This is a genomic window from Achromobacter spanius (assembly GCF_003994415.1).
In the GTDB taxonomy this organism is placed as follows: domain Bacteria; phylum Pseudomonadota; class Gammaproteobacteria; order Burkholderiales; family Burkholderiaceae_B; genus Achromobacter; species Achromobacter spanius_C.
The window spans coordinates 5,324,084-5,345,625 of the sequence record NZ_CP034689.1 but is presented as its reverse complement, the minus strand read 5'-3'; the positions used below and the strand labels follow the sequence as shown (position 1 = coordinate 5,345,625).

The following is a 21,542-nucleotide window of genomic DNA, read 5'->3' as shown; positions in this document are numbered from 1 at the left end:
CCGCCTAGAATTTTTCCCATATTCACATCACCCCTACCAACGAGGCTACCGCCACATGAACTCGCCCTCCGACCGCCAGGCAGCACTGGACTATCACGAGTTCCCCACCCCGGGGAAGATTTCAGTGGTGGCCTCCAAGCCGCTCGTCAACCAGCGCGATCTGGCGCTGGCCTATTCGCCGGGCGTGGCGTCGGCCTGCGAAGAAATCGTGGCCGATCCGGCCAATGTCTATCGCTACACCGCGCGCGGCAACCTGGTGGGCGTGATCACCAACGGCACGGCGGTGCTGGGCCTGGGCAATATCGGCGCGCTGGCTTCCAAGCCGGTCATGGAAGGCAAGGCGGTGCTGTTCAAGAAGTTTGCCGGCCTGGATGTCTTCGACATCGAAATCAACGAGACCGACCCGGACAAGCTGGTGGAAATCATCGCGGGTCTTGAAGCCACGTTTGGCGGCATCAACCTGGAAGACATCAAGGCGCCGGAATGCTTTACCGTGGAACGCAAGCTGCGTGAACGCATGAAGATTCCGGTCTTCCACGACGACCAGCACGGCACCGCCATCACGGTGTCGGCGGCGTTCATCAACGGCCTGAAAGTCGTGGGCAAGGACATCAAGACCGTCAAGGTGGTGACGTCCGGCGCGGGCGCTGCCGCCCTGGCTTGCCTGGACCTGATGGTGGATCTGGGCCTGCCGCTGGAAAACATCTGGGTGACCGACATCGAAGGCGTGGTCTATGAAGGCCGCACCGAACTGATGGACCCGGACAAGGCGCGCTTTGCGCAGAAGACGGATGCCCGCAAGCTGGCCGAGGTGATCCAGAACGCCGACGTGTTCCTGGGCCTGTCTGCCGGCGGCGTGCTCAAGCCGGAAATGGTTGCCACCATGGGGCCGCGTCCGCTGATCCTGGCGCTGGCCAACCCCACGCCCGAAATCCTGCCGGAAGTGGCCCACGGCGTGCGCGACGACGTGGTCATGGCCACGGGCCGGTCTGACTACCCGAACCAGGTCAACAACGTGCTGTGCTTCCCGTACATCTTCCGGGGTGCGCTGGACGTGGGCGCCACCACCATCACGCGCGAAATGGAAATGGCGGCGGTGCACGCCATCGCCAAACTGGCCGAAGAAGAACAGAACGAAGTCGTCGCCGCCGCCTACGGCACCTATGACATTTCGTTCGGCCCCGAATACCTGATCCCCAAGCCGTTCGACCCGCGCCTGATCGTGCGCATCGCCCCGGCGGTGGCCAAGGCCGCCATGGACGGCGGCGTGGCCACGCGCCCGCTGGCCGATCTGGAAGCCTACGAAGAACAGCTGCAGCAGTTCGTGTACCACTCGGGCGCGTTCATGAAGCCGTTGTTCTCGGCGGCCAAGCGCATTGTGCGCGGTGGTGGCAAGGCGCGCATCGTCTTCACCGAAGGCGAAGACGAACGCGTGCTGCGCGCGGTGCAGGTGGTGGTTGACGAAGGCCTGGCGCGCCCCATTCTGGTGGGCCGGCCCGCCGTGCTGCTGTCGCGCATCGAGAAATTCGGCTTGCGCCTGCGTCTGGGTGAAGACGTTGAAGTCACCAACCCGGAATACGACGAACGCTTCCATCAGTACTGGACCACCTACTGGGAACTGATGTGCCGCCGTGGCATCACCAAGGAAATGGCGCGCGTGGAAATGCGCCGCCGCCTGACCCTGATCGGCGCGATGATGGTGCACCTGGGCGACGCCGACGGCATGGTCTGCGGCACCGTGGGCGCCTATCACGACCACCTGCGTTTCGTGGATGAAGTGATTGGCCGCCGTCCGGACGCCAACGTGTATGCCGCCATGAACATCCTGCTGCTCAACGAGCGCACGGTGGTGTTGGTGGACACGCACGTCAACGATGAACCCACGGCCGAACAGATCGCTGAATTCACGGTGATGGCGGCGCAGGAAATGGCCCGCATGAATCTGGCGCCGAAAGTGGCCTTGCTGTCGCGTTCGAACTTTGGTTCCGGCAGCTCGGCCTCGGGCGCCAAGATGCGGCAGGCGCTGGAGCTGGTGCGCGAAGCCGCGCCCGATCTGGAAGTGGATGGCGAAATGCACGGCGACTGCGCGCTGGACGAAGCGCTGCGCATGCGCATCCTGCCGTCGTCCACCCTGAAGGGCGAGGCCAATCTGCTGGTGTGCCCGAACGTGGACGCGGGCAACATCGCCTACAACCTGCTCAAGACGGCCGCGGGCGGCAACGTGGCGGTCGGCCCGATCCTGCTGGGCGCGAACGCGCCGGTGCACATCCTGACCTCCAGTTCCACGGTGCGTCGCATCATCAACATGACGGCCATGACCGTGTTGGACGCGAATCGCGTGGAAACGGCTGCCTGACGCGACGCGCGTAACGCGTCCGGCAAGGATCAACGCCCCGGTAGCTGCACACGCGTGCCGCTACCGGGGCGTTTTTTCGTGCGTACGTCCAAGGCGCGCGCCTGAGTTCAAGGCAGAACGGGCAGCAGCCGCTGCGGCAGCGAATAGTTGTCGATGTGGTCGCGCAAGGCCGCGATGAACAGGTCTTCGGCCGCGCTGCGGTGTGCATCCCCATGCCAAAGCAGGTGCAGGTCTGCCGCGCACACGCCTTCGCCTGGCGGCAAGCGCCACAAGCGGCCTTCGGCAAGATCGGCCTCGACGCTGTGTTCCGGCAGGCAGCCGATGCCAAAGCCGGCCACCAGCAGGCGTTTTACCTCGTCGTGCTGCGAAGACGTGGCGACGATGCTGCCTGAAAACCCGCGTTGGTCGCGAAAGATGGTCAGCGGCGACAGGCTGTCGCCCAAGGCGTCACTGGCGAAAGACACAAAGTTCTCGTTCAACAGGTCTTCCATGCGAATGTCGGCGCGCCCGAACAGCGGGTGGTTCTTGCCGCAGAACATGGCATAGCGCTGCTGCAGGAACAGCTTGTGGTCCAGACGCTTGGGAATCTGCCGGCATAGCGCGATGCCCGCCGTGGCGGCCCGCTGCTGCAAGACGTTCACGATCTCGCTGCTGGGCAGCACGTCCAACTGCACTTCAATACGCGGGTGCGCGCGATGAAAGCGCGCCCAAAAATCGTCATACACCGCCGAATGGATGCGGCTGGCCACCAGCAGATGCACGCGGCCCACCGTTTGCTCTTCGGCTTGCGCCACGTCGCTGAGCAGTTGCGACACGCTTGCGTGTATGGCCAGCGCGGCCTGGCGCACCTCTTCGCCGGCCCGCGTGATGGCGAACTTGGCGTGATGCCGTTCGATCAACCTGCGGTCCAGCTGCGCTTCCAGACGGCGCAAGGCCTGGCTGACCGCCGACTGCGTCAAGTGCAGCTTGATAGCAGCACCGCTAATGCTGCGCTCTTCTGCAATCACCAAAAAAGTACGAAGAAGATTCCAATCCAGCCGTTCACCCACGCGCGGAAGAGCGGCGGTCGTCATGGATTTTTCTGTCATGGCATGTTGATCGGTAAGGGATGTTGGGCGGCGCTGGGCGAATGTTCTCACAGCCGCCGCTGGTCTATTTCAACATTAATCCTACTTAAGTCGGTGATAAGAAAACGGAAATTGACGCGGGGGAAAGGGGCGGGCGATAAAGCCCCAGGCACCGCCATTTCTTTCACGCTCAAGGACACATCATGGACAACGCAATGGCGCCCGCGCCGCTGACCCAGGAACAGACGCGCCGCATTCTGCAAGCCGTTGACGCGCACTTCGATGCGCAACTGGCTTTCACGCAGGACCTGGTGCGCTTTCCCTCGCTGCGCGAGCAAGAGCACACCGCGCAGGACTTCCTGTACGAAGCGATGCGCCAGCGCGGCTTTGCCATGGACCGCTGGAAGATTGACGTGGAAGACATCCGTTCGCATCCGGGGTTTGGGCCGGTCACGGTGTCGTACGAGAACGCGTTCAATGTGGTGGGCACCTACCGGCCCGAGGTCCACACCGGGCGCTCGCTCATCCTGAACGGGCACGTGGATGTGGTGCCGACGGGGCCGCGGGAAATGTGGAGCCGCTCGCCCTGGGACCCGGCGATCGTCGACGGCTGGATGTATGGCCGCGGCGCCGCCGACATGAAGGCTGGCCTGGCCGCCAACCTGTTCGCCTATGACGCCTTGCGCGCGGCGGGCTACGCGCCGGCGGCGCCCATTTATTTCCAGTCGGTGGTTGAAGAGGAATGCACGGGCAATGGCGCGCTGGCCGCGCTGTTGCGGGGCTACCAGGCCGACGCGGTGCTAATTCCCGAGCCCGAAGAAAACATGCTGGTGCGCGCCAACGTCGGCGTGTTGTGGTTTAAGGTGCGCGTGCAGGGGCATCCCACGCACACGCGCGAAATGGCCAACGGCTTCAACGCCATCGACGCGGCCTATGCCACCATCGAAGCGCTGCGCCGCCTGGAGGCCAAGTGGAACGCGCAGCACCACTGCCACCGGCACTTTGAGCACCTGGACCATCCCATCAACTTCAACATCGGCAAGATCGCGGGCGGCGACTGGCCGTCAACCGTGCCGCCCTGGTGCGAGTTCGATGTGCGCGCCGCCATCTATCCGGGCACAAGCGCCGACGAGGCGCGCGCCGAGATCGACGCCTGCCTGCGTGATGCCGTGGCGGATGCACGCCTGGGCGGCACGCCGCCCCAAGTCTCGTACACGGGCTTCTATGCTGAAGGCTACGTGCTGGAAGAAGGCTCCGACGCCGAAAACACCTTGCGCGATTGCCATCGCCAGGCGTTCCAGAGCGACTTGCAGACCTTCACCACGCCGGGCTATCTGGACGCCCGCGTGTTCGTCATCTACGGCGACATGCCCACCTTGGTCTATGGGCCAAAGTCCCTGGACATTCATGGGTTCGACGAGCGCGTGCACCTGGAATCGTTGCGCTTGATCACCAAGACCATCGCACTGTTCATTGCGCAATGGTGCGGCGTGCAGCCATTGCCTTGATAGCCACTGCGTGGCCGCAAAGAACAATGCCCCGAGGGGGCATTGTTGTTGACGCGGGCTTCAGGTGCTGCTGGCTTTCCAGGTGCCGTCGGGCTGCTTGCAGAACCAGAACTTCCATGTCTCGGTGGTGCTGGTGCGCGCAAAGTCGGCCACCAGGAAGCGGCAGACGCGGTCGTCCTTGACCTTGGAAGTTTGCGTGGGTGTCAGTTGCACGGTGATCGGCGCGGCCCGCTTGGCTTGTGACTTGCTGACCCATTCGGTGCGCTGGCCGTCGGCCGAGCTGTTCAGCGACTGCGCCACGGCGTCATGAAACGAGGGCCGGTCGCCCTTGGGAATCTGCGTGATGAGCGAGTTGTTCAGCATCACGGGCGGCGCGGCGAACGCCGTGGCCGACATGCCGCCTGCAACGAGCAATGCGGCGAGAACGCGTGTGGTTTTCAAGATGGGCTCCCTTCTGATGAATCAGATTTTTGTATTGGCACTGGAGCCGATAGTACGCGAAGCCGTTGCGTTTGCCACGCAGGGCGGCCGGCAAAAAAACGCCGCCTGCAAGCAGGCGGCCAAGGTACAACAAGGGGAGGGGGTAATCGTTGCGCGGCGCGGTGCTGGCGGGTTGCCGACGCGCCGCCGGGCAGATCAGTTGCTTTGATACACGCCGGCGAAAGGCATGTCGTTCGGTTCCACGTTGGACACCAGGCCAGCAGCCTTGGCGGTCGCCAGTTCGGCTTGCACCTGGGCGCGGGTCTTGCCCGATTGCGGCGCGCCGTACACACCTTGGAACGGCACATCGTTGGGTTCAACGTTGCTCACCAGGCCGGCGGCCTTGGCCGCAACCAGCTCGGTTTGCACCTGGGCGTGGGTCGGGCCTTCATACGGGGTGCCGTACACGCCTTGGAACGGCACGTCGTTGGGTTCGGTGTTTTCTGATGCGTAGGCGCCGGCGCTCAGGGCGGCAATGGACAACATCAAAGCGGTAGCGAGGGTCTTCTTCATGGTAAATCTCCGATTTCAAGAGCCTGGGGGCGAATCCGGCGGCCTATCCGTCGTGGTTCGTTGCTGTTTCCCGATGACTGAATTCTGCGCCGATCAAGAATAGGGATAAACCCGTATCTTCGTAAAAGATATTTCCATGAGTGGAAGAATATCGTTCTATTTTCCGCATAGTTTCCATTTATGGAATCGATAGCAGGCAAATTTGATAGGGGTAGCTGCATGGCGCGAATACCCACCGATAAACCGACGTTGGTGGTGGCCGAAGGCTTGTTCCTGTATCTGCGTGAAGCAGAGGTGCTGCAACTGCCCAGGCACCCGGCTTGCTGATGCGTACCGAGCAAGGGCTGGATGACGACAGCTTGCGCACGCAACGGGCCAGATTCAGTTGGCTTGCGCGGATGGGAATCGGTTTGGTGCGGCGCGTGCCGCCGCTGCAGCGGCTGGGGCGCTTGCTGCGCTACCGCTATTGGCGGCGCGGCGCCATCAAGGCTGCTTCACGACGGCCGCGTCAATAGTGCGGCGGCAGTTCGTCGCGCAGGCTGCGAAAGGGCGCGGCGCCTTCAGGCGCCTGCTGGCGCAGGTCGGCAACTTCGCGCTGCAGGCGGTCTATCTGCTGTTGCTGGCGGACGATAATCTGGTTGAGCTGTTCCAACAGATCATCCGCAAAGCTGGATTTGATTTCCAGCTCTTGCAGGCGGCGTTCAATGTCTTGCATGGGTTCCATGGCGGCTATTAGAACCTATTCCCATGACGGATTTCCAATGGCATAGGCAATGGCCAGGCATTTCAACAGGGAGACGGATTTGACGGAGGCGGTGATCAGGAACGGCATTGCGTGGCAAAAAGAAATCCGGGTTGGCGACGCCGGCCGGGGCCTGCGCCCGCGCTGGCGGCGCACGATGCCGGGGGCGCCCACTGCCGTGCTGACGGCGGCACTGACCGCAGCGCTGAACCACAGCGTCTGGGCACAGCCAGCCGACGCCACCTTGGCGCCGGTGGTGGTGACTGGCACGCGCCTGGGCACGTCGGTGCTGGACACGCCCGCGTCGGTCGATGTGGTGGACGGCGTACGCATGCGCCAGGGCCAGGCGCAGATCAACCTGTCCGAAGGCCTGGCGGGCGTGCCGGGCCTGCAGATCCAGAACCGCCAGAACTACGCGCAAGACCTGCAGATTTCCAGCCGTGGCTTTGGCGCGCGGTCCACCTTCGGCGTGCGCGGTGTGCGCCTGTACGTGGACGGCATTCCGGCCACGATGCCGGACGGGCAGGGGCAGACCTCGAATATCGACATCGCCACGTTGGGCCGGGTCGAAGTCATGCGCGGGCCGTTTTCAGCGCTGTACGGTAATTCGTCGGGCGGCGTGATCCAGGCCTTTACCGAAGACGGGGCGGCGCCTCCGTCCGTGTCGGCCAGCGCCTGGGGCGGCAGCTACGGCACCTGGCGTTATGGCGCAACAGCCAGCGGCGCCACCAGCACGGGGGCCGGTCCCAGCGCTGGCGACGTGGACTACGTGGTGGGCCTCACGCGCTTCACCACCGACGGCTATCGCGACCACAGCGCGGCTCGCAAGAACCTGGCCAACGCCAAGCTGGGCCTGCAACTGGACGACGCCAGCCGCCTGACCATCGTGGTCAACAGCGTGGACCTGAAAGCGCAGGACCCACTGGGCCTGACGTATCAGCAGTTTCAGGATGACCCGCGCGCAGCCCCCCTGGCCGAGCAATACAACACCCGCAAGACGGTGCGCCAGACGCAAGGCGGCATGGTCTATGAACGGCAGGTGGACAGCCGCAATACCCTGCGCGTGATGGCGTACTACGGCCAGCGCGACACCACCCAGTACCAATCCATTCCGCCCGTCGTGCAACTGGCGCCCACGCAGGCGGGCGGTGTCATTGATCTGGCGCGCCAGTATGGCGGCGCGGATGTGCGCTGGACATCAGAGCTGGACTTCGCCGGCCGTCCGCTCACGCTGGTGGGCGGCTTTTCCTACGATGCCATGCGAGAAGACCGCAAGGGCTATCAGAATTTCACCGGTACGGTGGCCAACCCGCAATTGGGTGTGCAGGGCGCGCTGCGCCGCGATGAAACCAACACCGTGTACAACGCCGACCCTTACCTGCAAGCGTCCTGGCAAATGACGCCGCGCTGGACGCTGGACGCAGGCCTGCGCTACAGCACCGTCAGCTTTGATTCCAATGACCACTACATGGCAAGCGGCAACGGCGACGACAGCGGCTCGGCGCGCTACCGCAAGGCCCTGCCGGTGGCGGCGCTGCGCTATGCGGCAAGCGCCGACGTCAGCCTGTACGCGTCTTATGGACGCGGGTTCGAAACGCCCACGTTCAACGAAATCTCTTATCGGCCAGGCGGCTTGCCGGGCTTGAATTTTGGCTTGGCGCCGTCGCTCAGCACCAACCTGGAAGCCGGTATGAAGGCCCGCGTGGCGGATGGGTTCCTGACCGCCGCCGTGTTCCACATGGGCACCAAAGACGAGATTGTGTCGGCCGGCAGTTCGGGCGGGCGCACCACATACCAGAACGCGGGCCGCACGCGGCGTGACGGCTTCGAGCTGGGTTGGTCGGGTGAACTGGCGCCGCACTGGCGCACGCAGTTTGCCTATACCTGGTTGAACGCGCGCTACGCCGACGACGGCACGGGCGGCATCCGCGCGGGCAACAAAATCCCCGGCATTGCACGGCAAGCGGTGTTTGCATCGCTGGCCTGGGCCCCGCCCGAAGGTTGGCAGGCCGCGGTGGAAGGCCGCCTGCTTAGCAAGATCTATGTGAATGACGCCAATGACCAGGACGCGCCCGGCTACTTCGTGGCGGCCTTGAGCGCTGGCTATATCAAGAAGGTGGACGCCTGGGAACTCAGCGCCTATGCGCGTGTGGACAACCTGTTCGACAGGCAATACGCAGGCTCGGTGATCGTCAACGAAAACAATGGTCGTTATTACGAACCGGCCGCGGGGCGCAGCCTGGGGCTGGGTTTGGGCGCCACCTACCGGTTCTAGCGGGTCGGGCGCCGGCTGGCGCCGCCCTCAGTCGGGCCCGTTGGCGTAGCAGGCGCCGTGGTCTTCGCACTGGAAGCAGCCCGGCGCGGCCGACGGCGGCAGACCCGCGTGCTCGCAAGCCGAGTACGCCAGGAACTGTTTCCAACGCAGATTGCGCGCGTTGCGCATCACCAGGCCGGGATAGTGGCGCGCCAGCACGAAGGTCAGGTCTTCACGGCCGGACAGGCCCAGGTCGCGCCACAGGTGGTCGGGGCGCAGGCAGGCATGCACCAGCACGCCGGTGACCCAGGGCGTGGTGGGGGTATCGGGGGCGCGGTAGGCTTCAAGCAGCACGCGCACCAGCAAGGTGAAGCCGGGCTGGGGGTCGCCCCGGCCACGCGCGGCATAGGCGCTGAATTGCTGGCCCAAGGCGGCCAGCCTGGCATCCTGGGACGCAAGGGCGTCGGGGAAAAGATAGTCCAGCAGATCCGCCAGTTCTTTCGGACACAGGCCGCTGCGCGCCAGGTCGTGGTGAGCCAGACTGGTGCCGATTAGCGTGGCGAAAAAGCCCGCATCTGGGTGGCCCGGCGGCGCGTGGTGCAACAGGGCGCGGGCAAACCGCTGGGCCGACAGGGCGATGTCGGCATGGGCGGAAGAAGAGGTCAGCACGGCGTCCATAGGGGTAGCGGGTATCGCTGAAGTAATTCTGATGTTAATGAACTCGTTATGTTGCGAAATATATAACGAAAGCCATGAAATTCTCGCGATATTGTGGACAAAATCGTCTCAGGACATACCCGAAGGACCGACCTCGGTGGCCAGTAAATCCTGGGGCGCTGCCGGGTATCATCAGCGTCCCTGATTCTTCTGGTTTCCCCCACGCATGCCGCGCAGCCTCCGTCCCGCAGTTTCCCGATTGTTCGGCGCCGTCCTGGTGGCCTTGGCTGGCCTTTCCGCCGCGCCACGGCCCGCCATGGCCTTTGACATCGGGGCCGTGATCGAATCCATGCGCTTGTCGCGCTACCCGCTGCGTGAACCCGAGCGGCGGGCCTGGGGAACCGAGAACGTCAAGGACGCGCTATTGGTCGGGCAGATGGAGAACCGGCTCTACCTGTATCGGTACGTGCGCGGCGCGGGCAAGGAATTCAAGCTGGATTTCCGCTCGCAGCCCTTGGTGATCGACCCGGCAACGTGGCAGGCATCGCGCGAAGAAAACGTCACGGTCAGGGCGCCGCGCGATGCGCAAACCCAGTACTGGGTGGGCTACGACTATCCGGGCGCGGACGACACGCGGGCTAACGGATTTCTGGTGGATGCGGACGGCGTGGCCGCTGCCGTCCATGCCGATGCAAGATTGATCGTGATAACGGCCGACCGGCCCTGGAACGACGAGCGCCGCGCACGCGCCTTGGCCACGCTGCGGCCCGTGCTGACCGACTATCCCGTGCGCATGCCGGCGTTTCCCGCCGACGTGCGTTTTGAGTATCGCGCGCCGGTGGACGTGACCGCCACCTTCCGCACGCTGCATCAGGTGGCGCGCGCCATTCCACGCGCCAAGGCCGCCGAGTTCAGCCGCGCCCTGGCCGATCTGCGCCGATTCGTCATGGAGCAGGACTACCGCGAGATCGACCCCAGCGGCAAAGATCCCGAGATGCTGACGGCGTTGAATGACTATGGCTTCTGGCTGACCGAGTCGGGCCATACCGAGCAGGCCGACCGCATCCTGAGCGACGTGTTGCGGCGCGACCCGGCGCGCACGGCGGCCTATCTGAACCGTGCCGATGCGCGCTGGAAGCAGAGCACGAAGACGCGCGACAAGCGCGACTATTTACTAGCGTTGGCGCGCGAGGATTACCGGCTGTATTGCTCGCGCCGCCTCGCCGGCAATGACCCTATCCCCGCCAACATCGCCACGCGGATCGGTGCGGCGCTGAATGAAACCACGCCGCTGAACGCAGAGACTTGCCGGCCAAGGCTGGCGATCTTCAAGGCCATCCAGGCTGAAGATCTGAACGCGGTGCGCGCCGAATTGGCCGCGGGCCAGGACCCCAACGGCGTGAACGAGTACGGCACGTCGGCGCTGGCGGTGGCCGTGTCCCGCAAGCAGTTGGATACGGTGCAGGTGCTGCTGGCGGCGGGCGCGCGCGCCGATGGTCCGAACAACGGCTACGTGCTGCTGGCCGCCGCGCTGCCCGAGGCGCGCGACACGCGCCCGACCGCACAACGCTATGCGTTGGCCGACGCCCTGATAGCGGCGGGCGCGCCGCTGGATGTTCCCGATTCAAGCGGCATGCCGTTGCTGATGCGCCGCGTGTCGTACTACAGCGAAGACAAGGACACCCTGAACTATCTGCTGGCCAAGGGCGCCAACCCTAACGTGCGCGAAAAAAATGGGCGATCGGTGCTGCACGCGGCGATGCAAAGCCCCAAGACGTTCTGGTTTGCCCAGGCGCTGCTGGCGAAGGGCGCCGACATCAATGCCGCCTATGTGCGCATGTCGTATGGCAATCAACGCATGTGGGAAACGCCCCTGCTGGAAGCGCTGCGCGGCGCCATCAACGGCGAGTTCACGCCCACAGTCGTGTATCCCATTCCCGAGCGCGTGACCTTCGCGCTGGCCCAGGGCGCGGACGCGGCGGTGGGGGGCTACAGCGCCAGCAAGACGCCGGAACGCAACGGCTTGAACGAAGCGCTGACGCTGGCCGCGCGCACCCTGCAGCCGACGCTGGTGGACCAATTGGCCGCAGCCGCCAAGCCGCCACGCCAGGACTTGACGCCGGAATCGCTGTCCAGCCTGCTCAGTGTTTGGAACCAGTTGGAAATTCGCGCGGCCATCAAGCAGAACAGCCCGGCATGGGACGGCCAGCGCGCCAAGCTGCGCGCTACTGCCGACCGTCTGCTGGCGGCCGGCGTGCCGCTGACCCGCGCGAATGATGCAACGGGCATCGCCAACAACATGATCGCGCCGCTCAGCCTGCCGTGGCTGCCTGACGACCTTTATCTGCAATGGCTGGAACAGGGCGCCGATGCGTCGGACAGAACCGATACCAGCGTACGCCTGGATGGCGTCGTGAATGCCGACGCCTTGCCGCTGGTGATCATGCTGCGCGTGGGCAACGAGGCCAAGGCCAAGATGCTGATGGACCACGACGCCGGGCTGTATCGCACCCCGTGGCGCTGCGGCATGGCGGTGGCTGATGTGCTGGCCTGGCAACTGGGCAACGCCGGTCCCATCAGCCCGACGGCAGCGCGGGCGGTGCGGCAGGTGCTGGACGGTGCGCAGGGCGCGGCCAGTTGCGACTTGAACCAGGCCTCGCGCGTGCAGCCCTATGTGGGCGTGTCCGCGCAGGAACTGGCCAAGCGCGCCAACGTGATGCTGACGGTCAAGGCGCCGAGCTAGGCAGACGCGCACGGTGCTGGAATTCCAATGCAAAACAGGCACCCGAAGGTGCCTGTTTTTTTGCGTTGCCGCTGACTAACAGCGCCGGCGGCAAACCGTCATTACAGGGCGTGGCCCATGTTGACGTTCATGTTGTACAGCACCCATGCCGACCCGCCCACGATGATGGCGATGATCATCACGGTGAAGACGAACGCGGCGAGGTTGTCGCGCGCCGACTTCGACGCGCCCATGTGCAGGAAGTACACCAGTTGCACCAGCAACTGAAGCACGCACAGGGCAATGACGCCGGCGATGGTGATGGTGTGCGACAGCGCGCCGTGCATCACCAGGCCGAAAGAGCCGAAGGTGAGCAGCAGCGAGAGCACGAAACCGATGATGTAGGACTTCAGGCTGCCGTGGTCGGCGGCGTGATCGTCGTGGCCGTGTGCGGCCGCAGCGGAGTGCGACATCAGATGGCTCCCATGAGATAGACGAAGGTGAAGACGCAGATCCAGACGATGTCCAGGAAGTGCCAGAACAGGCTCAGGCACGCCAGGCGACGCTTGTTGATCGAGTCCAGGCCATGGCGGCGGATCATGTCGAGCATGACGATGATCCAGATCAGGCCGAAGGTGACGTGCAGGCCGTGCGTGCCGATCAGCGTGAAGAACGCCGACAGGTAAGCACTGCGGCCGGGGCCCGCGCCTTCAGTGATCAGGTGATGGAATTCCCAGACTTCCATCGCGATAAAGCCCGCGCCGAACAGGAACGTGACCATCAACCAGCCCATCGCGCGGGACTTGTTGTTGGCGTGCACGTTCAGGTTGGCCATGCCGAAGGTGAAGCTGGAGAACAACAGCAACAGCGTTTCGACCAGCACGAACTTCAGGTCGAACAGTTCCTTGCCCGTGGGGCCGCCCGCGGTGGCGTTGGACAACACCGCGAACGTGGCGAACAGCACCGAAAAGATCAGCAAGTCGCTCATCAGATAGACCCAGAAACCGAAAACGGTCTTGGATCCATCGTCATGATGCGCGTGATCGTCGTGACCCGCGTGGGGGTGAGTGGCTACGGCTTGAATCATGGCTCAGGCGGCCTTCTGCATTTTGTCAAAGTGAGCGTTTTCGATGCGTTCGACTTCCGCGGCCGGGACCCAGTAATCGACGTCACGGTCGTAGGCGCGAGCGATGAACGCACCGATCATGCCGACGAAACCAGCGGCGGCGAGCCACCAGATGTGCCAGATCAGCGCAAAGCACATGATCAAGCCGAACAGACCGATGTACACACCCGCGCCGGTGTTCTTCGGCATGTGGATGTCTTCGTACTTGGCCGGGCGCTTGTAGGCCTTGCCGTTCTGCTTGTCTTCCCAGAACTGGTCCAGTTCATCAACGTGAGGAACGTGGGCGAAGTTGTAGAAAGGAGCCGGCGACGAAATCGACCATTCCAGGGTGCGGCCATCCCAGGGATCGCCCGTGACGTCTTGGTTTTGCTTGCGTTGGCGAACCGACACGAACACTTGCTGCAGCAGGAACCAGATGCCCAGCATGATCAGCGCGGCGCCAGCCAGCGCAACCAGCAGGTACGGCTGCCATTCGGGGTTGTCGTAGTGGTTCAGGCGACGCGTCATACCCTTGAAGCCCAGGATGTACAGGGGCATGAAGGCCATGAAGAAACCCACGAACCAGCAGTAGAACGAGTAGCGGCCCAGGCGCTCATTCAGCGTGAAGCCGAACGCCTTCGGGAACCAGTACGTCATGCCCGCGATACAACCGAACACCACGCCACCGATGATGGTGTTGTGGAAGTGGGCGATCAGGAACAAGCTGTTGTGCAGCACGAAGGACACGCCGGGGATGGCCAGCATCACGCCGGTCATGCCGCCGATGACGAAGACGATCATGAAGCCCAGCGTCCACAGCACCGGCGTCGTGATGCGCAGGCGGCCGCGGTAGATGGTGAACAGCCAGTTGAAAATCTTCGCGCCCGTCGGGATCGAGATGATCATTGTCGCAATGCCGAAGAAGGCATTGACGTTGGCCCCCGCGCCCATGGTGAAGAAGTGGTGCAGCCAGACCAGGAACGACAGCACGCCAATGGCGGCCGTGGCGTAAACCATGGACTTGTAGCCGAACAGCGTCTTGCGGGCAAAGGTGGCAACCACTTCCGAATACACGCCAAACGCCGGCAGCACCAGAATGTAGACCTCGGGGTGACCCCAGATCCAGATCAGGTTCACGTACATCATGACGTTGCCGCCCATGTCGTTCGTGAAGAAGTGCGTGCCCAGGTAGCGGTCCATGGTCAACAGCGCAAGCGTTGCGGCCAGGACGGGGAAGGCGGCGACGATCAGCACGTTGGTGACCAGCGAGGTCCACGTGAAAATCGGCATCTTCATCAGGCTCATGCCCGGTGCGCGCATGCGCAGGATGGTCACGATGAAGTTGATACCGCTAAGCGTGGTGCCCAACCCTGATATCTGGAGCGCCCAGATGTAGTAGTCCACCCCGACGCTTGGGCTGTAATCCAGCCCTGACAACGGCGGATACGCCAGCCAGCCGGTCGCGGCGAATTCGCCCACGAACAGCGAGATCATCATCAACGCGACGCCGGCGCCGAACAGCCAGAAGCTCAGCGAGTTCAGGAACGGGTAGGCCACGTCGCGGGCGCCGATCTGCAGCGGCACCACGATGTTCATCAGCCCGGTAATGAAGGGCATCGCCATGAAGAAAATCATGATGACGCCGTGGGCGGTGAAGATCTGGTCGTAGTGGTGCGGTGGCAGGAAGCCAGCGGAGTCGGCGGAAGCCACCGCCAACTGGGTGCGCATCATGATGGCGTCGGCAAAACCGCGCAGCAGCATGATCAGCGCGACGATGATGTACATCACGCCGATGCGCTTGTGGTCGACGGAGGTCAGCCATTCCGTCCAAAGGTACTTCCACTTGCCGAAGTACGTGATGGCGCCGAAGACCGCCAGGCCTCCCAGGCACACGGCGGCCAGCGTAACCATGACGATAGGTTCATGGTACGGAATGGCCTCGAGGGTAAGTTTCCCGAGCATGGTTAGTTAATTCCTGCGATCAGATTGTTCGACGTGGCGGTGCACGTGGCGGAGTCCACGCCGGCCATCTTGGACATGGTGCTGCCCAGGACGAAATCAAACATGGCGGGCGGCACCGAGGCGTACTTGACGACCGGGTTGTGCTCGCTGCGCTTGGTCAGTTCCGCGTAGACCTCGGGGGTCAGCGTGGTGGGCGACGCCTTGGCTTCCTTGACCCAGTTGTCGAACCCTTCTTGCGACGTGGCGATGGCCTTGAAGCGCATGCCGGAGAAACCGGCGCCGCTGTAGTTGGCCGAGATACCGGCGTAGGTGCCGGCTTCGCGCGCATTCAGGTGCAACTTCGTTTCCATGCCGGCCATCGAGTAGATCTGGCTACCCAGTTGCGGAATGAAGAACGAATTCATGACCGAGGCCGACGTGATCCGGAAGTTGACCGGAACGTCCACGGGGAACGCGATCTCGTTGACCGTGGCGATGTCGTATTCGGGGTAGATGAACAGCCACTTCCAATCCAGCGACACCACCTCGATGGTGACGGGCTTGTGTTCGGATACAAGCGGCTTGTAGGGATCCAGCGCGTGCGTGGAGCGCCAGGTGATCACGGCCAAAATCGCCACGATGATACAAGGAACGGTCCAAACCACGATTTCGATCGCCGTGGAGTGGGCCCACTTGGGCTGGTAGTCGGCTTTGGTGTTGGATGCGCGATATTTCCACGCAAACGCCACGATCATGATCAGTACTGGAATCACGACGATGAGCATCAGCCCCGTCGCCGTGAACAGCAAAGTCTTTTCCTGGGCGCCAATATCTCCCTTGGGAGAGAGAATTTCCATGTTGCAGCCGCCAAGCAGCATGACCGCGCCGACGCCAAAAATGCGCGTTAGGGTCGCAAGGAGGGGGTGTTTCACGTACAGCCTTGGATGGATGGTTGGAAATGCTGCGTAGCAGCAGACTGGAATGCTGCTAGGCAGCAACGTCCATCCTATCGGCTTGATATCCGTCAAGCATGCGACACATGGTCGCATTGCCTGGGAGGAATCAGCCCCCAAGAGAGCAGATTCAGGGTTTTCCTAGGGGAGTAGATGCCCCGGGGGAGGTGCAGGGGGTGCGACGTTATGTCGCACCTGCACATGGGGGTGTTGTAAAGAAGTGTCGCACCCGCACAAATCAGTCGACGAGCACTTCGCGTTCCGGCCCCGGTTTTTTGGCCAGCTTGCGTTGTAACGACCGCCGATGCATGCCCAAGAGGCGCGCCGCCGCCGAAACATTACCGCCGGTTTCGTGCAGGGCCTGATGAATGTGCTCCCATTCTAGGCGGTGCAACGGTGTCATGGTCGTTTCGATGGTAACGGATTCTGGCTTCACCAAACCCAGTGTCCGCAAGATCATCGGCGCGGTGGCGGGCTTGGGCAGGTAGTCGTCCGCGCCACGCTTGATGGCCTCGACGGCGGTGGCCACGCTGGCGTAGCCCGTCACCAGCAGGATCCGCATGTCGGCGCGCAGCGCGCGCAAGGGGCGGATCAGCGTCAGGCCGGAGTCTTCGCCCAGGCGCAGGTCCACCAGGGCGAAAGCCGGACGAATCTCCTCGGCCACGCGCAAGGCTTCGGCAATGCCCGTGGCGGTTCGGGTTTCCAGGCCGCGACGCGACAGGCTGCGCTGCAGGGTGCGCACATACAGTTCGTCGTCGTCGATCAACAGGCCAAGGTCGGTAGGGTTCATCACAATCAAGTTCCGGGGTTGCCCAGGGGCAGGTAAAAACGGATGCGGGTGCCGCCCCCGACGGCGGCGGTCATGGTCATTTCGCCGCCCAGCTGTTCCACGGTGGCGTGCGACAGCGCCAAGCCCACGCCCAGCCCGCCCGGCTTGCCGCTGTTGAACAGACTGGTTGCCGGCAGCAGGGTCTGGTCGGGGTCGAAGCCTCGCCCGTAGTCCCGCACTTCGCCGCGCAAGGCGCCATAGCCATATTCCAGATGCAGGTCCACGCGCAGCGTCTCGGCGGCTTCGCCAGCGTCCGCCGCGTTGTTCAACAGCGCCTGCAACAAATGGGCGATGGCCGGATCCACCCGCAGGCTGGGGGGCAAGGCGCCCGAGCGTTGCAGGTCGATCGTTGGCCGGATCAAGCGCCATTGGCCCACCACACGAACCAGGTCCACGGCGGTTGGGACCGCCAGATTGCGGATGCGTTCCCGGCACAGGGCCAGTAATTGGCTCAGGGTGGACACATCTTCGCGCAGGTCTTCGTCCTTGACCTCGGCGGCAATCTCGTCGGCCAGCAAGGTCATGGTGGCCAGCGGGGTGTTCAGTTCGTGCGCCATTGCGGCCGCGTGGGTGGCCAGCGCGACGATGCCTTCATTACGGGTGAAGCGTTCGCGCAGGCGGGCCAGTTCGCGCTCGCGGGCGCGCAGGTCAGACGCCAGGCGGGTGGAAAACACCAGCACCACGACTACCGAAATCAGGAAATTGGCGCCCAGGCCCCACAGCAGCAGGGTGTGCGTGTCCACGTCACCGCGCAAGGGCTGGCCGAAGATGCCCGCCGCCGCATAGCCGCAAATACCCGCCAGCGCCGCCGCCAGCGCCCAATTGCGCGGCAGCGCCAGGGCCGCCAGCGCGGTCAGGATCAGAAACATCATGCCGAAGGGGTTGCTGATGCCGCCGCTCCAGCCAATCATCCATGACAAGGCGGCCATGTCCACCAGCAGATGGCCGAAGGCGGTGGCGTGGGACAGGTCGCGGGGATGACGCAGCCGCAGGCTGGCGTAGGCATTGAAGCCGATGAGCACGCCCACGCCGATCCACAGGGGCTCCAGCGGCAAGGCAAGGCCCAGCACGCTGCTGGCCAGCAGGATGGTGGCGGCTTGGCCGGCGATGGCAAGCCAGCGCAGGCTGCAAAGGGTACGCAGGAATGAAAAAGCAGAACTACCGGGCATATCCAGACACAGAGTTGCCGGCGGCCCGCCGGCGGGTCAAGCGCCCGGCGGCGCGGAACGCAGGCGTCCGGCGCGCGGCGCAAGAGGCCGGCTGCCGTCGGGCCTGGAGGTCAGGCGCAGACGGTGGACGTGCGGGCATTGTATGGCGATTCTGCGCGACACGCTGGCGGCGCGGGGCGTGTGTGCGTCCCCGATATCTGCCGCCGCCAATCGCGTTCTCTATGAATGCCCTCTATATATAGAGCGCGTCAGTGGCCGTGGGTGCCGCCGTGGGTTGCTCCGTGGGTCCCGCCTTGCGCGGCGCCGGCCTTCGCGTTCAGCGCGCGGGCTTCTGCCGTGACCGACACCCGGTGCTGTTGCTGCTTGGCGTCTTCGACGATCAGCGTCAATTGCACATGGTCGCCCGGGGTGATCTGGCGGGCCAGGTCGATCAGCATGACGTGGTAGCCGCCCGGCTTCAGGTCCACGGGCTTGCCTGCCGGCAAGTCGATGGCGGGCACTTCACGCATTTTCATGACGTTGTCCTGCATCGCCATTTCGTGGACTTCCACATGCTTGGCGGCGTCGGACTCCACGGCCACCAGGCGGCCCGTGTCAGGCGAGGTCAGGCGCATGAACACGCCGGTGGCGTGCTGGTTGGGAACCGTGGCGCGTACCCAGGCGTCTTCCACCTTGAGCGCGGCATCGGCAGCGAGGGAGGGGGATGCAAAGCCAGTCAGCACGGACAGGGACAGGGCGGTGGCAAACGTGCGCAGCGAGAAGTTCTTCATGATGGGTCTCTGAATTGATAAGGAATGATGGCGATCCAGGGATAGGGGAGCCATGGGACGCGCGCGGTCGGCGCGCCGCGTTACAGCACGGTGCGCAGGTCTTCCACGCATTCGGCGGCGGTCTGCGCGTGGCGCAGCGCCAGGCGCAACTTGCCCTGGGCGCCGATCACGTAAGTCAGCGCGGTGTGGTCCATGGTGTAGGACGAGCCGGTGGGCACCTTCTGGTAGAACACCTTGAAGGACTGGGCAGCGGCGCGGGTCTGTTCCGCCGTGCCGCGCAGGCCCACGAAGCTGGGGTCGAAGGCCTCGGTGTAGGCACTGAGGATTTCCGGCGTGTCGCGTTCGGGGTCCACGGTGATGAACAGCACGCGCAGCTTGTCGGCGTCGGCGCCCAGTAGGTCCTTCATTTCCAGGGCGCGGGTCAGCGCCGTGGGGCAGATGTCGGGGCATTGGGTAAAGCCGAAGAACAGCAGGATGGGGTGGCCACGGTAGTCGGCCAGGCGGCGCTCTTGGCCGGTCTTGTCCTGCAATTGGAAATCGCCCGTGGGCATGCCCGACAAGTCCATGCCGTGTAGCTTGGGGGCATCGGGGCCGCAGCCAGTCAGGGCCAGCAGGGCCAGGGAAGACAAGAGCAGGCGGCGACGGGGATCGGGCGCGTGGGAAGGTGCGGCGCCAGTGGGCGCGCGCAATGAAATAGAGCGCGGGAAACGCATGAAAACCCCTTGGGTTGACGTGTGGCTAGGCGCGCGGAGATGCCGCGCGGTCAGGCGGAGTCAAGCCAAGGAGGGCGGGGCGCGCGAGCCCAGCGGCGGGCCATGGGCGGCCAGCGGGGGCAGGGCGCGATACGTGGCCGCGGGCGGCACGGGCCGGCCAGCGGGCAGCAGGATGGGGGTGACGGTGGGGGTGGGCGCCGGCGCCACATGCGCCAGCAATCCGAAGGGGCATTGCGCGCCGGTTTCGGCGGCATCGTGCGGGGTCGGGCCGCCCGGCGTGCGCTTGTCCAGCACCAGATCCAACGTGGACAATTCACCAGCGGCCGAGCAGAAGGTGACTTCCAGCCGCCCCTCATGCAGCGCATTGGCATCCGGCATGTAGCCGGTAGGCACCAGCGCGCGCAGCGTCAAGGCCAAAAGCGCCAGCCACAACACGCCCCGGGCGCGCACGGCGCTCCTGAAGCGGAAGAGGCGGGTCAATTCGGACATAGCGGCATTCTAGTCGATGCCCGGAGTCGCCCTGAACGGTCCGGAGCGCGACCAGGCAACGCACGGCACGGGACGGGACGGCTCGGCGCACAGCGCACTGCGCGGCTCAGCACAGTGTGGGCACTGCGCAGTTCGGCATGGCACGGCTCAGCTCAGCTCGGCCCAGCATGGCACCGGCCTCGCAAAAATCTTGGTACCCTTCTTGCTAACTGGCTGTCCCGCTTGCCGACCTGCTTGCTCGCGCTTGCTATTCTTTATCGCGCTTAGGTTGATTTCTGCGTCTGTCTAGCTGGTTTTGCCGTTCCTGCCCGTTGCTATCCGATCGTTCAGCCCCAACTATTGCCTATCTCTGTGCCCCAGGTTTCAGTGCTTTCCCTGTCCGCCCCGACCGCGTCCGCGCCAGTTTTTGCAACGTCCTCGACGACCTTGTCCCGTCTGTCGCGGATCAAGGCGCGGTTATGGATGGGCCTATGCATCGTTGCCCTGGCGTTGCTGCTGTCGGCGTGCGGCACCACCAAGGTCCAGCCCGGCTATTACCGCGTGCAGTCGGGCGACACGCTGACCCAGATCGCGCGCAAGCAGGGCACGACCGTCAGCAACCTGGTGCGCTGGAACCGCCTGCCCAATTCGAACACGATCGAAGTGGGGCAGATGCTGCGGGTGGAGCCGCCCGCCGGACAAGCCCGCACGTCCAAGCCCAGCAAGTCCGCATCCAAACCCACCGGCTCGTCGCGCGCGTCTTCATCGGCCGGCAAACGCCGCACGGCGCCACCCGGCGCCATCTCGCTGGTATGGCCGGCACAAGGCAAGGTCACGCGCGGGTATGACGGCGGCGGATCCAACGGCATTGTCATTTCCAACAGTTCGGGCACGCCGGTGGTAGCGTCGGCCAGCGGCACCGTGGCCTATTCCGGCAGCGGCCTGCGCGGCTACGGCCACCTGGTGATCGTCAAGCACAACGCCAGCTTCCTGAGTATTTACGCGCACAACCGCAAGCTGCTGGTGAAGGAAGGCCAAAGCGTAAAACAAGGCCAGAAGATCGCCGAGATGGGCAACAGCGACAGCAAGCAGGTCGGCTTGTATTTCGAGCTACGCTACAACGGACAAGCAGTTGACCCCGCGGGGAATCTGCCGCCACGATGATGATGGCGGATGTTGGATGGGGGGGGGGCGGTCGGAATGGTCGAACGGTCGGGCGGTTTGACGTTCACGGCCGCTTGATGGGTTTCGCGCGAACCGCGATTGTGTTTTTGGCCAGGGTCGTTCGCGCTGCA

At 64.1% G+C, this 21,542-nt stretch carries 20 protein-coding genes; 6 read left to right on the top strand and 14 right to left on the bottom strand.

Going from position 1 to position 21,542, the window contains the following annotated elements:
- Positions 1–55 precede the first annotated feature (55 nt).
- Complete coding sequence (locus ELS24_RS24515; protein WP_127185581.1) at positions 56–2,356, top strand: NADP-dependent malic enzyme; 2,301 nt, start codon at positions 56–58, stop codon at positions 2,354–2,356.
- A 107-nt stretch (positions 2,357–2,463) separates the two neighbouring features.
- Here ELS24_RS24515 and ELS24_RS24510 read toward each other — a convergent pair whose 3' ends face one another.
- Complete coding sequence (locus tag ELS24_RS24510; protein ID WP_050449924.1) at positions 2,464–3,429, bottom strand: LysR family transcriptional regulator; 966 nt, start codon at positions 3,427–3,429, stop codon at positions 2,464–2,466.
- A 197-nt stretch (positions 3,430–3,626) separates the two neighbouring features.
- On the opposite strand from ELS24_RS24510, the gene ELS24_RS24505 reads away from it, so the two are divergent.
- Positions 3,627–4,931 carry an ArgE/DapE family deacylase gene (locus ELS24_RS24505; RefSeq protein ID WP_127185580.1) on the top strand — a complete coding sequence of 435 codons (1,305 nt, stop codon included), beginning with the start codon at positions 3,627–3,629 and terminating at the stop codon, positions 4,929–4,931.
- A gap of 60 nt (positions 4,932–4,991) precedes the next feature.
- Here the strand turns inward: ELS24_RS24505 and ELS24_RS24500 are convergent, their stop codons facing one another.
- Positions 4,992–5,372, bottom strand: a complete 381-nt coding sequence (locus ELS24_RS24500) for a hypothetical protein (RefSeq protein WP_050449907.1) — start codon at positions 5,370–5,372, stop codon at positions 4,992–4,994.
- Between the two features lie 16 nt (positions 5,373–5,388).
- Here ELS24_RS24500 and ELS24_RS24495 point away from each other — a divergent pair, with 16 nt between their 5' ends.
- Entirely contained in the window at positions 5,389–5,580 is a 192-nt protein-coding gene (locus ELS24_RS24495) for a hypothetical protein (protein WP_127185579.1), read from the top strand.
- Here ELS24_RS24495 and ELS24_RS24490 read toward each other — a convergent pair.
- Positions 5,568–5,924, bottom strand: coding sequence for a DUF4148 domain-containing protein (locus ELS24_RS24490; RefSeq protein WP_050449909.1), 357 nt, complete (start codon positions 5,922–5,924; stop codon positions 5,568–5,570). The genes ELS24_RS24495 and ELS24_RS24490 overlap by 13 nt on opposite strands.
- Positions 5,925–6,432: 508 nt before the next feature.
- Positions 6,433–6,648 carry a SlyX family protein gene (locus ELS24_RS24485; protein ID WP_046805159.1) on the bottom strand — a complete coding sequence of 72 codons (216 nt, stop codon included), beginning with the start codon at positions 6,646–6,648 and terminating at the stop codon, positions 6,433–6,435.
- 175 nt (positions 6,649–6,823) lie between these two features.
- Here ELS24_RS24485 and ELS24_RS24480 point away from each other — a divergent pair, with 175 nt between their 5' ends.
- The gene (locus tag ELS24_RS24480; protein ID WP_127186449.1) at positions 6,824–8,941 is read left to right on the top strand and encodes a TonB-dependent receptor; all 2,118 of its coding nucleotides are present in this window, start codon (positions 6,824–6,826) and stop codon (positions 8,939–8,941) included.
- Positions 8,942–8,968: 27 nt separating this feature from the next.
- Here the strand turns inward: ELS24_RS24480 and ELS24_RS24475 are convergent, their stop codons facing one another.
- The gene (locus tag ELS24_RS24475; RefSeq protein WP_127185578.1) at positions 8,969–9,598 is read right to left on the bottom strand and encodes a nitrogen fixation protein NifQ; all 630 of its coding nucleotides are present in this window, start codon (positions 9,596–9,598) and stop codon (positions 8,969–8,971) included.
- Between the two features lie 238 nt (positions 9,599–9,836).
- Here ELS24_RS24475 and ELS24_RS24470 point away from each other — a divergent pair, with 238 nt between their 5' ends.
- Positions 9,837–12,320, top strand: coding sequence for an ankyrin repeat domain-containing protein (locus ELS24_RS24470; protein ID WP_083447555.1), 2,484 nt, complete (start codon positions 9,837–9,839; stop codon positions 12,318–12,320).
- A gap of 101 nt (positions 12,321–12,421) precedes the next feature.
- On the opposite strand, the gene cyoD is transcribed toward ELS24_RS24470, so the two are convergent.
- The 9 genes from cyoD to ELS24_RS24425 all read right to left on the bottom strand — a co-directional run bounded on the left by cyoD (position 12,422) and on the right by ELS24_RS24425 (position 20,268).
- A complete protein-coding gene (gene cyoD / locus ELS24_RS24465) occupies positions 12,422–12,772 on the bottom strand; it encodes a cytochrome o ubiquinol oxidase subunit IV (protein WP_127185577.1) in 351 nt (116 codons plus the stop codon).
- Complete coding sequence (gene cyoC, locus ELS24_RS24460) at positions 12,772–13,386, bottom strand: cytochrome o ubiquinol oxidase subunit III (RefSeq protein WP_050449915.1); 615 nt, start codon at positions 13,384–13,386, stop codon at positions 12,772–12,774. The genes cyoD and cyoC overlap by 1 nt, the downstream gene beginning before the upstream one ends.
- Before the next feature lie 3 nt (positions 13,387–13,389).
- Complete coding sequence (cyoB, locus tag ELS24_RS24455; protein WP_050449916.1) at positions 13,390–15,366, bottom strand: cytochrome o ubiquinol oxidase subunit I; 1,977 nt, start codon at positions 15,364–15,366, stop codon at positions 13,390–13,392.
- 2 nt (positions 15,367–15,368) lie between these two features.
- Positions 15,369–16,277, bottom strand: coding sequence for a ubiquinol oxidase subunit II (gene cyoA / locus ELS24_RS24450; RefSeq protein WP_050449917.1), 909 nt, complete (start codon positions 16,275–16,277; stop codon positions 15,369–15,371).
- 259 nt (positions 16,278–16,536) lie between these two features.
- A complete protein-coding gene (locus tag ELS24_RS24445; protein WP_006221322.1) occupies positions 16,537–17,088 on the bottom strand; it encodes a response regulator transcription factor in 552 nt (183 codons plus the stop codon).
- 5 nt (positions 17,089–17,093) lie between these two features.
- Positions 17,094–18,296, bottom strand: a complete 1,203-nt coding sequence (locus ELS24_RS24440; RefSeq protein WP_050449920.1) for an ATP-binding protein — start codon at positions 18,294–18,296, stop codon at positions 17,094–17,096.
- Between the two features lie 248 nt (positions 18,297–18,544).
- Positions 18,545–19,066: a copper chaperone PCu(A)C gene (locus ELS24_RS24435; RefSeq protein ID WP_127185576.1), complete on the bottom strand. Its 522-nt coding sequence runs from the start codon at positions 19,064–19,066 to the stop codon at positions 18,545–18,547.
- Between the two features lie 80 nt (positions 19,067–19,146).
- Complete coding sequence (locus tag ELS24_RS24430; protein WP_127185575.1) at positions 19,147–19,779, bottom strand: SCO family protein; 633 nt, start codon at positions 19,777–19,779, stop codon at positions 19,147–19,149.
- A gap of 60 nt (positions 19,780–19,839) precedes the next feature.
- Positions 19,840–20,268: a DUF2946 family protein gene (locus ELS24_RS24425; RefSeq protein WP_127185574.1), complete on the bottom strand. Its 429-nt coding sequence runs from the start codon at positions 20,266–20,268 to the stop codon at positions 19,840–19,842.
- A gap of 462 nt (positions 20,269–20,730) precedes the next feature.
- Here ELS24_RS24425 and ELS24_RS24420 point away from each other — a divergent pair, with 462 nt between their 5' ends.
- On the top strand, positions 20,731–21,411 hold the full coding sequence (locus ELS24_RS24420; RefSeq protein WP_127185573.1) for a peptidoglycan DD-metalloendopeptidase family protein: 681 nt from the start codon (positions 20,731–20,733) through the stop codon (positions 21,409–21,411).
- Positions 21,412–21,542 lie beyond the last annotated feature (131 nt).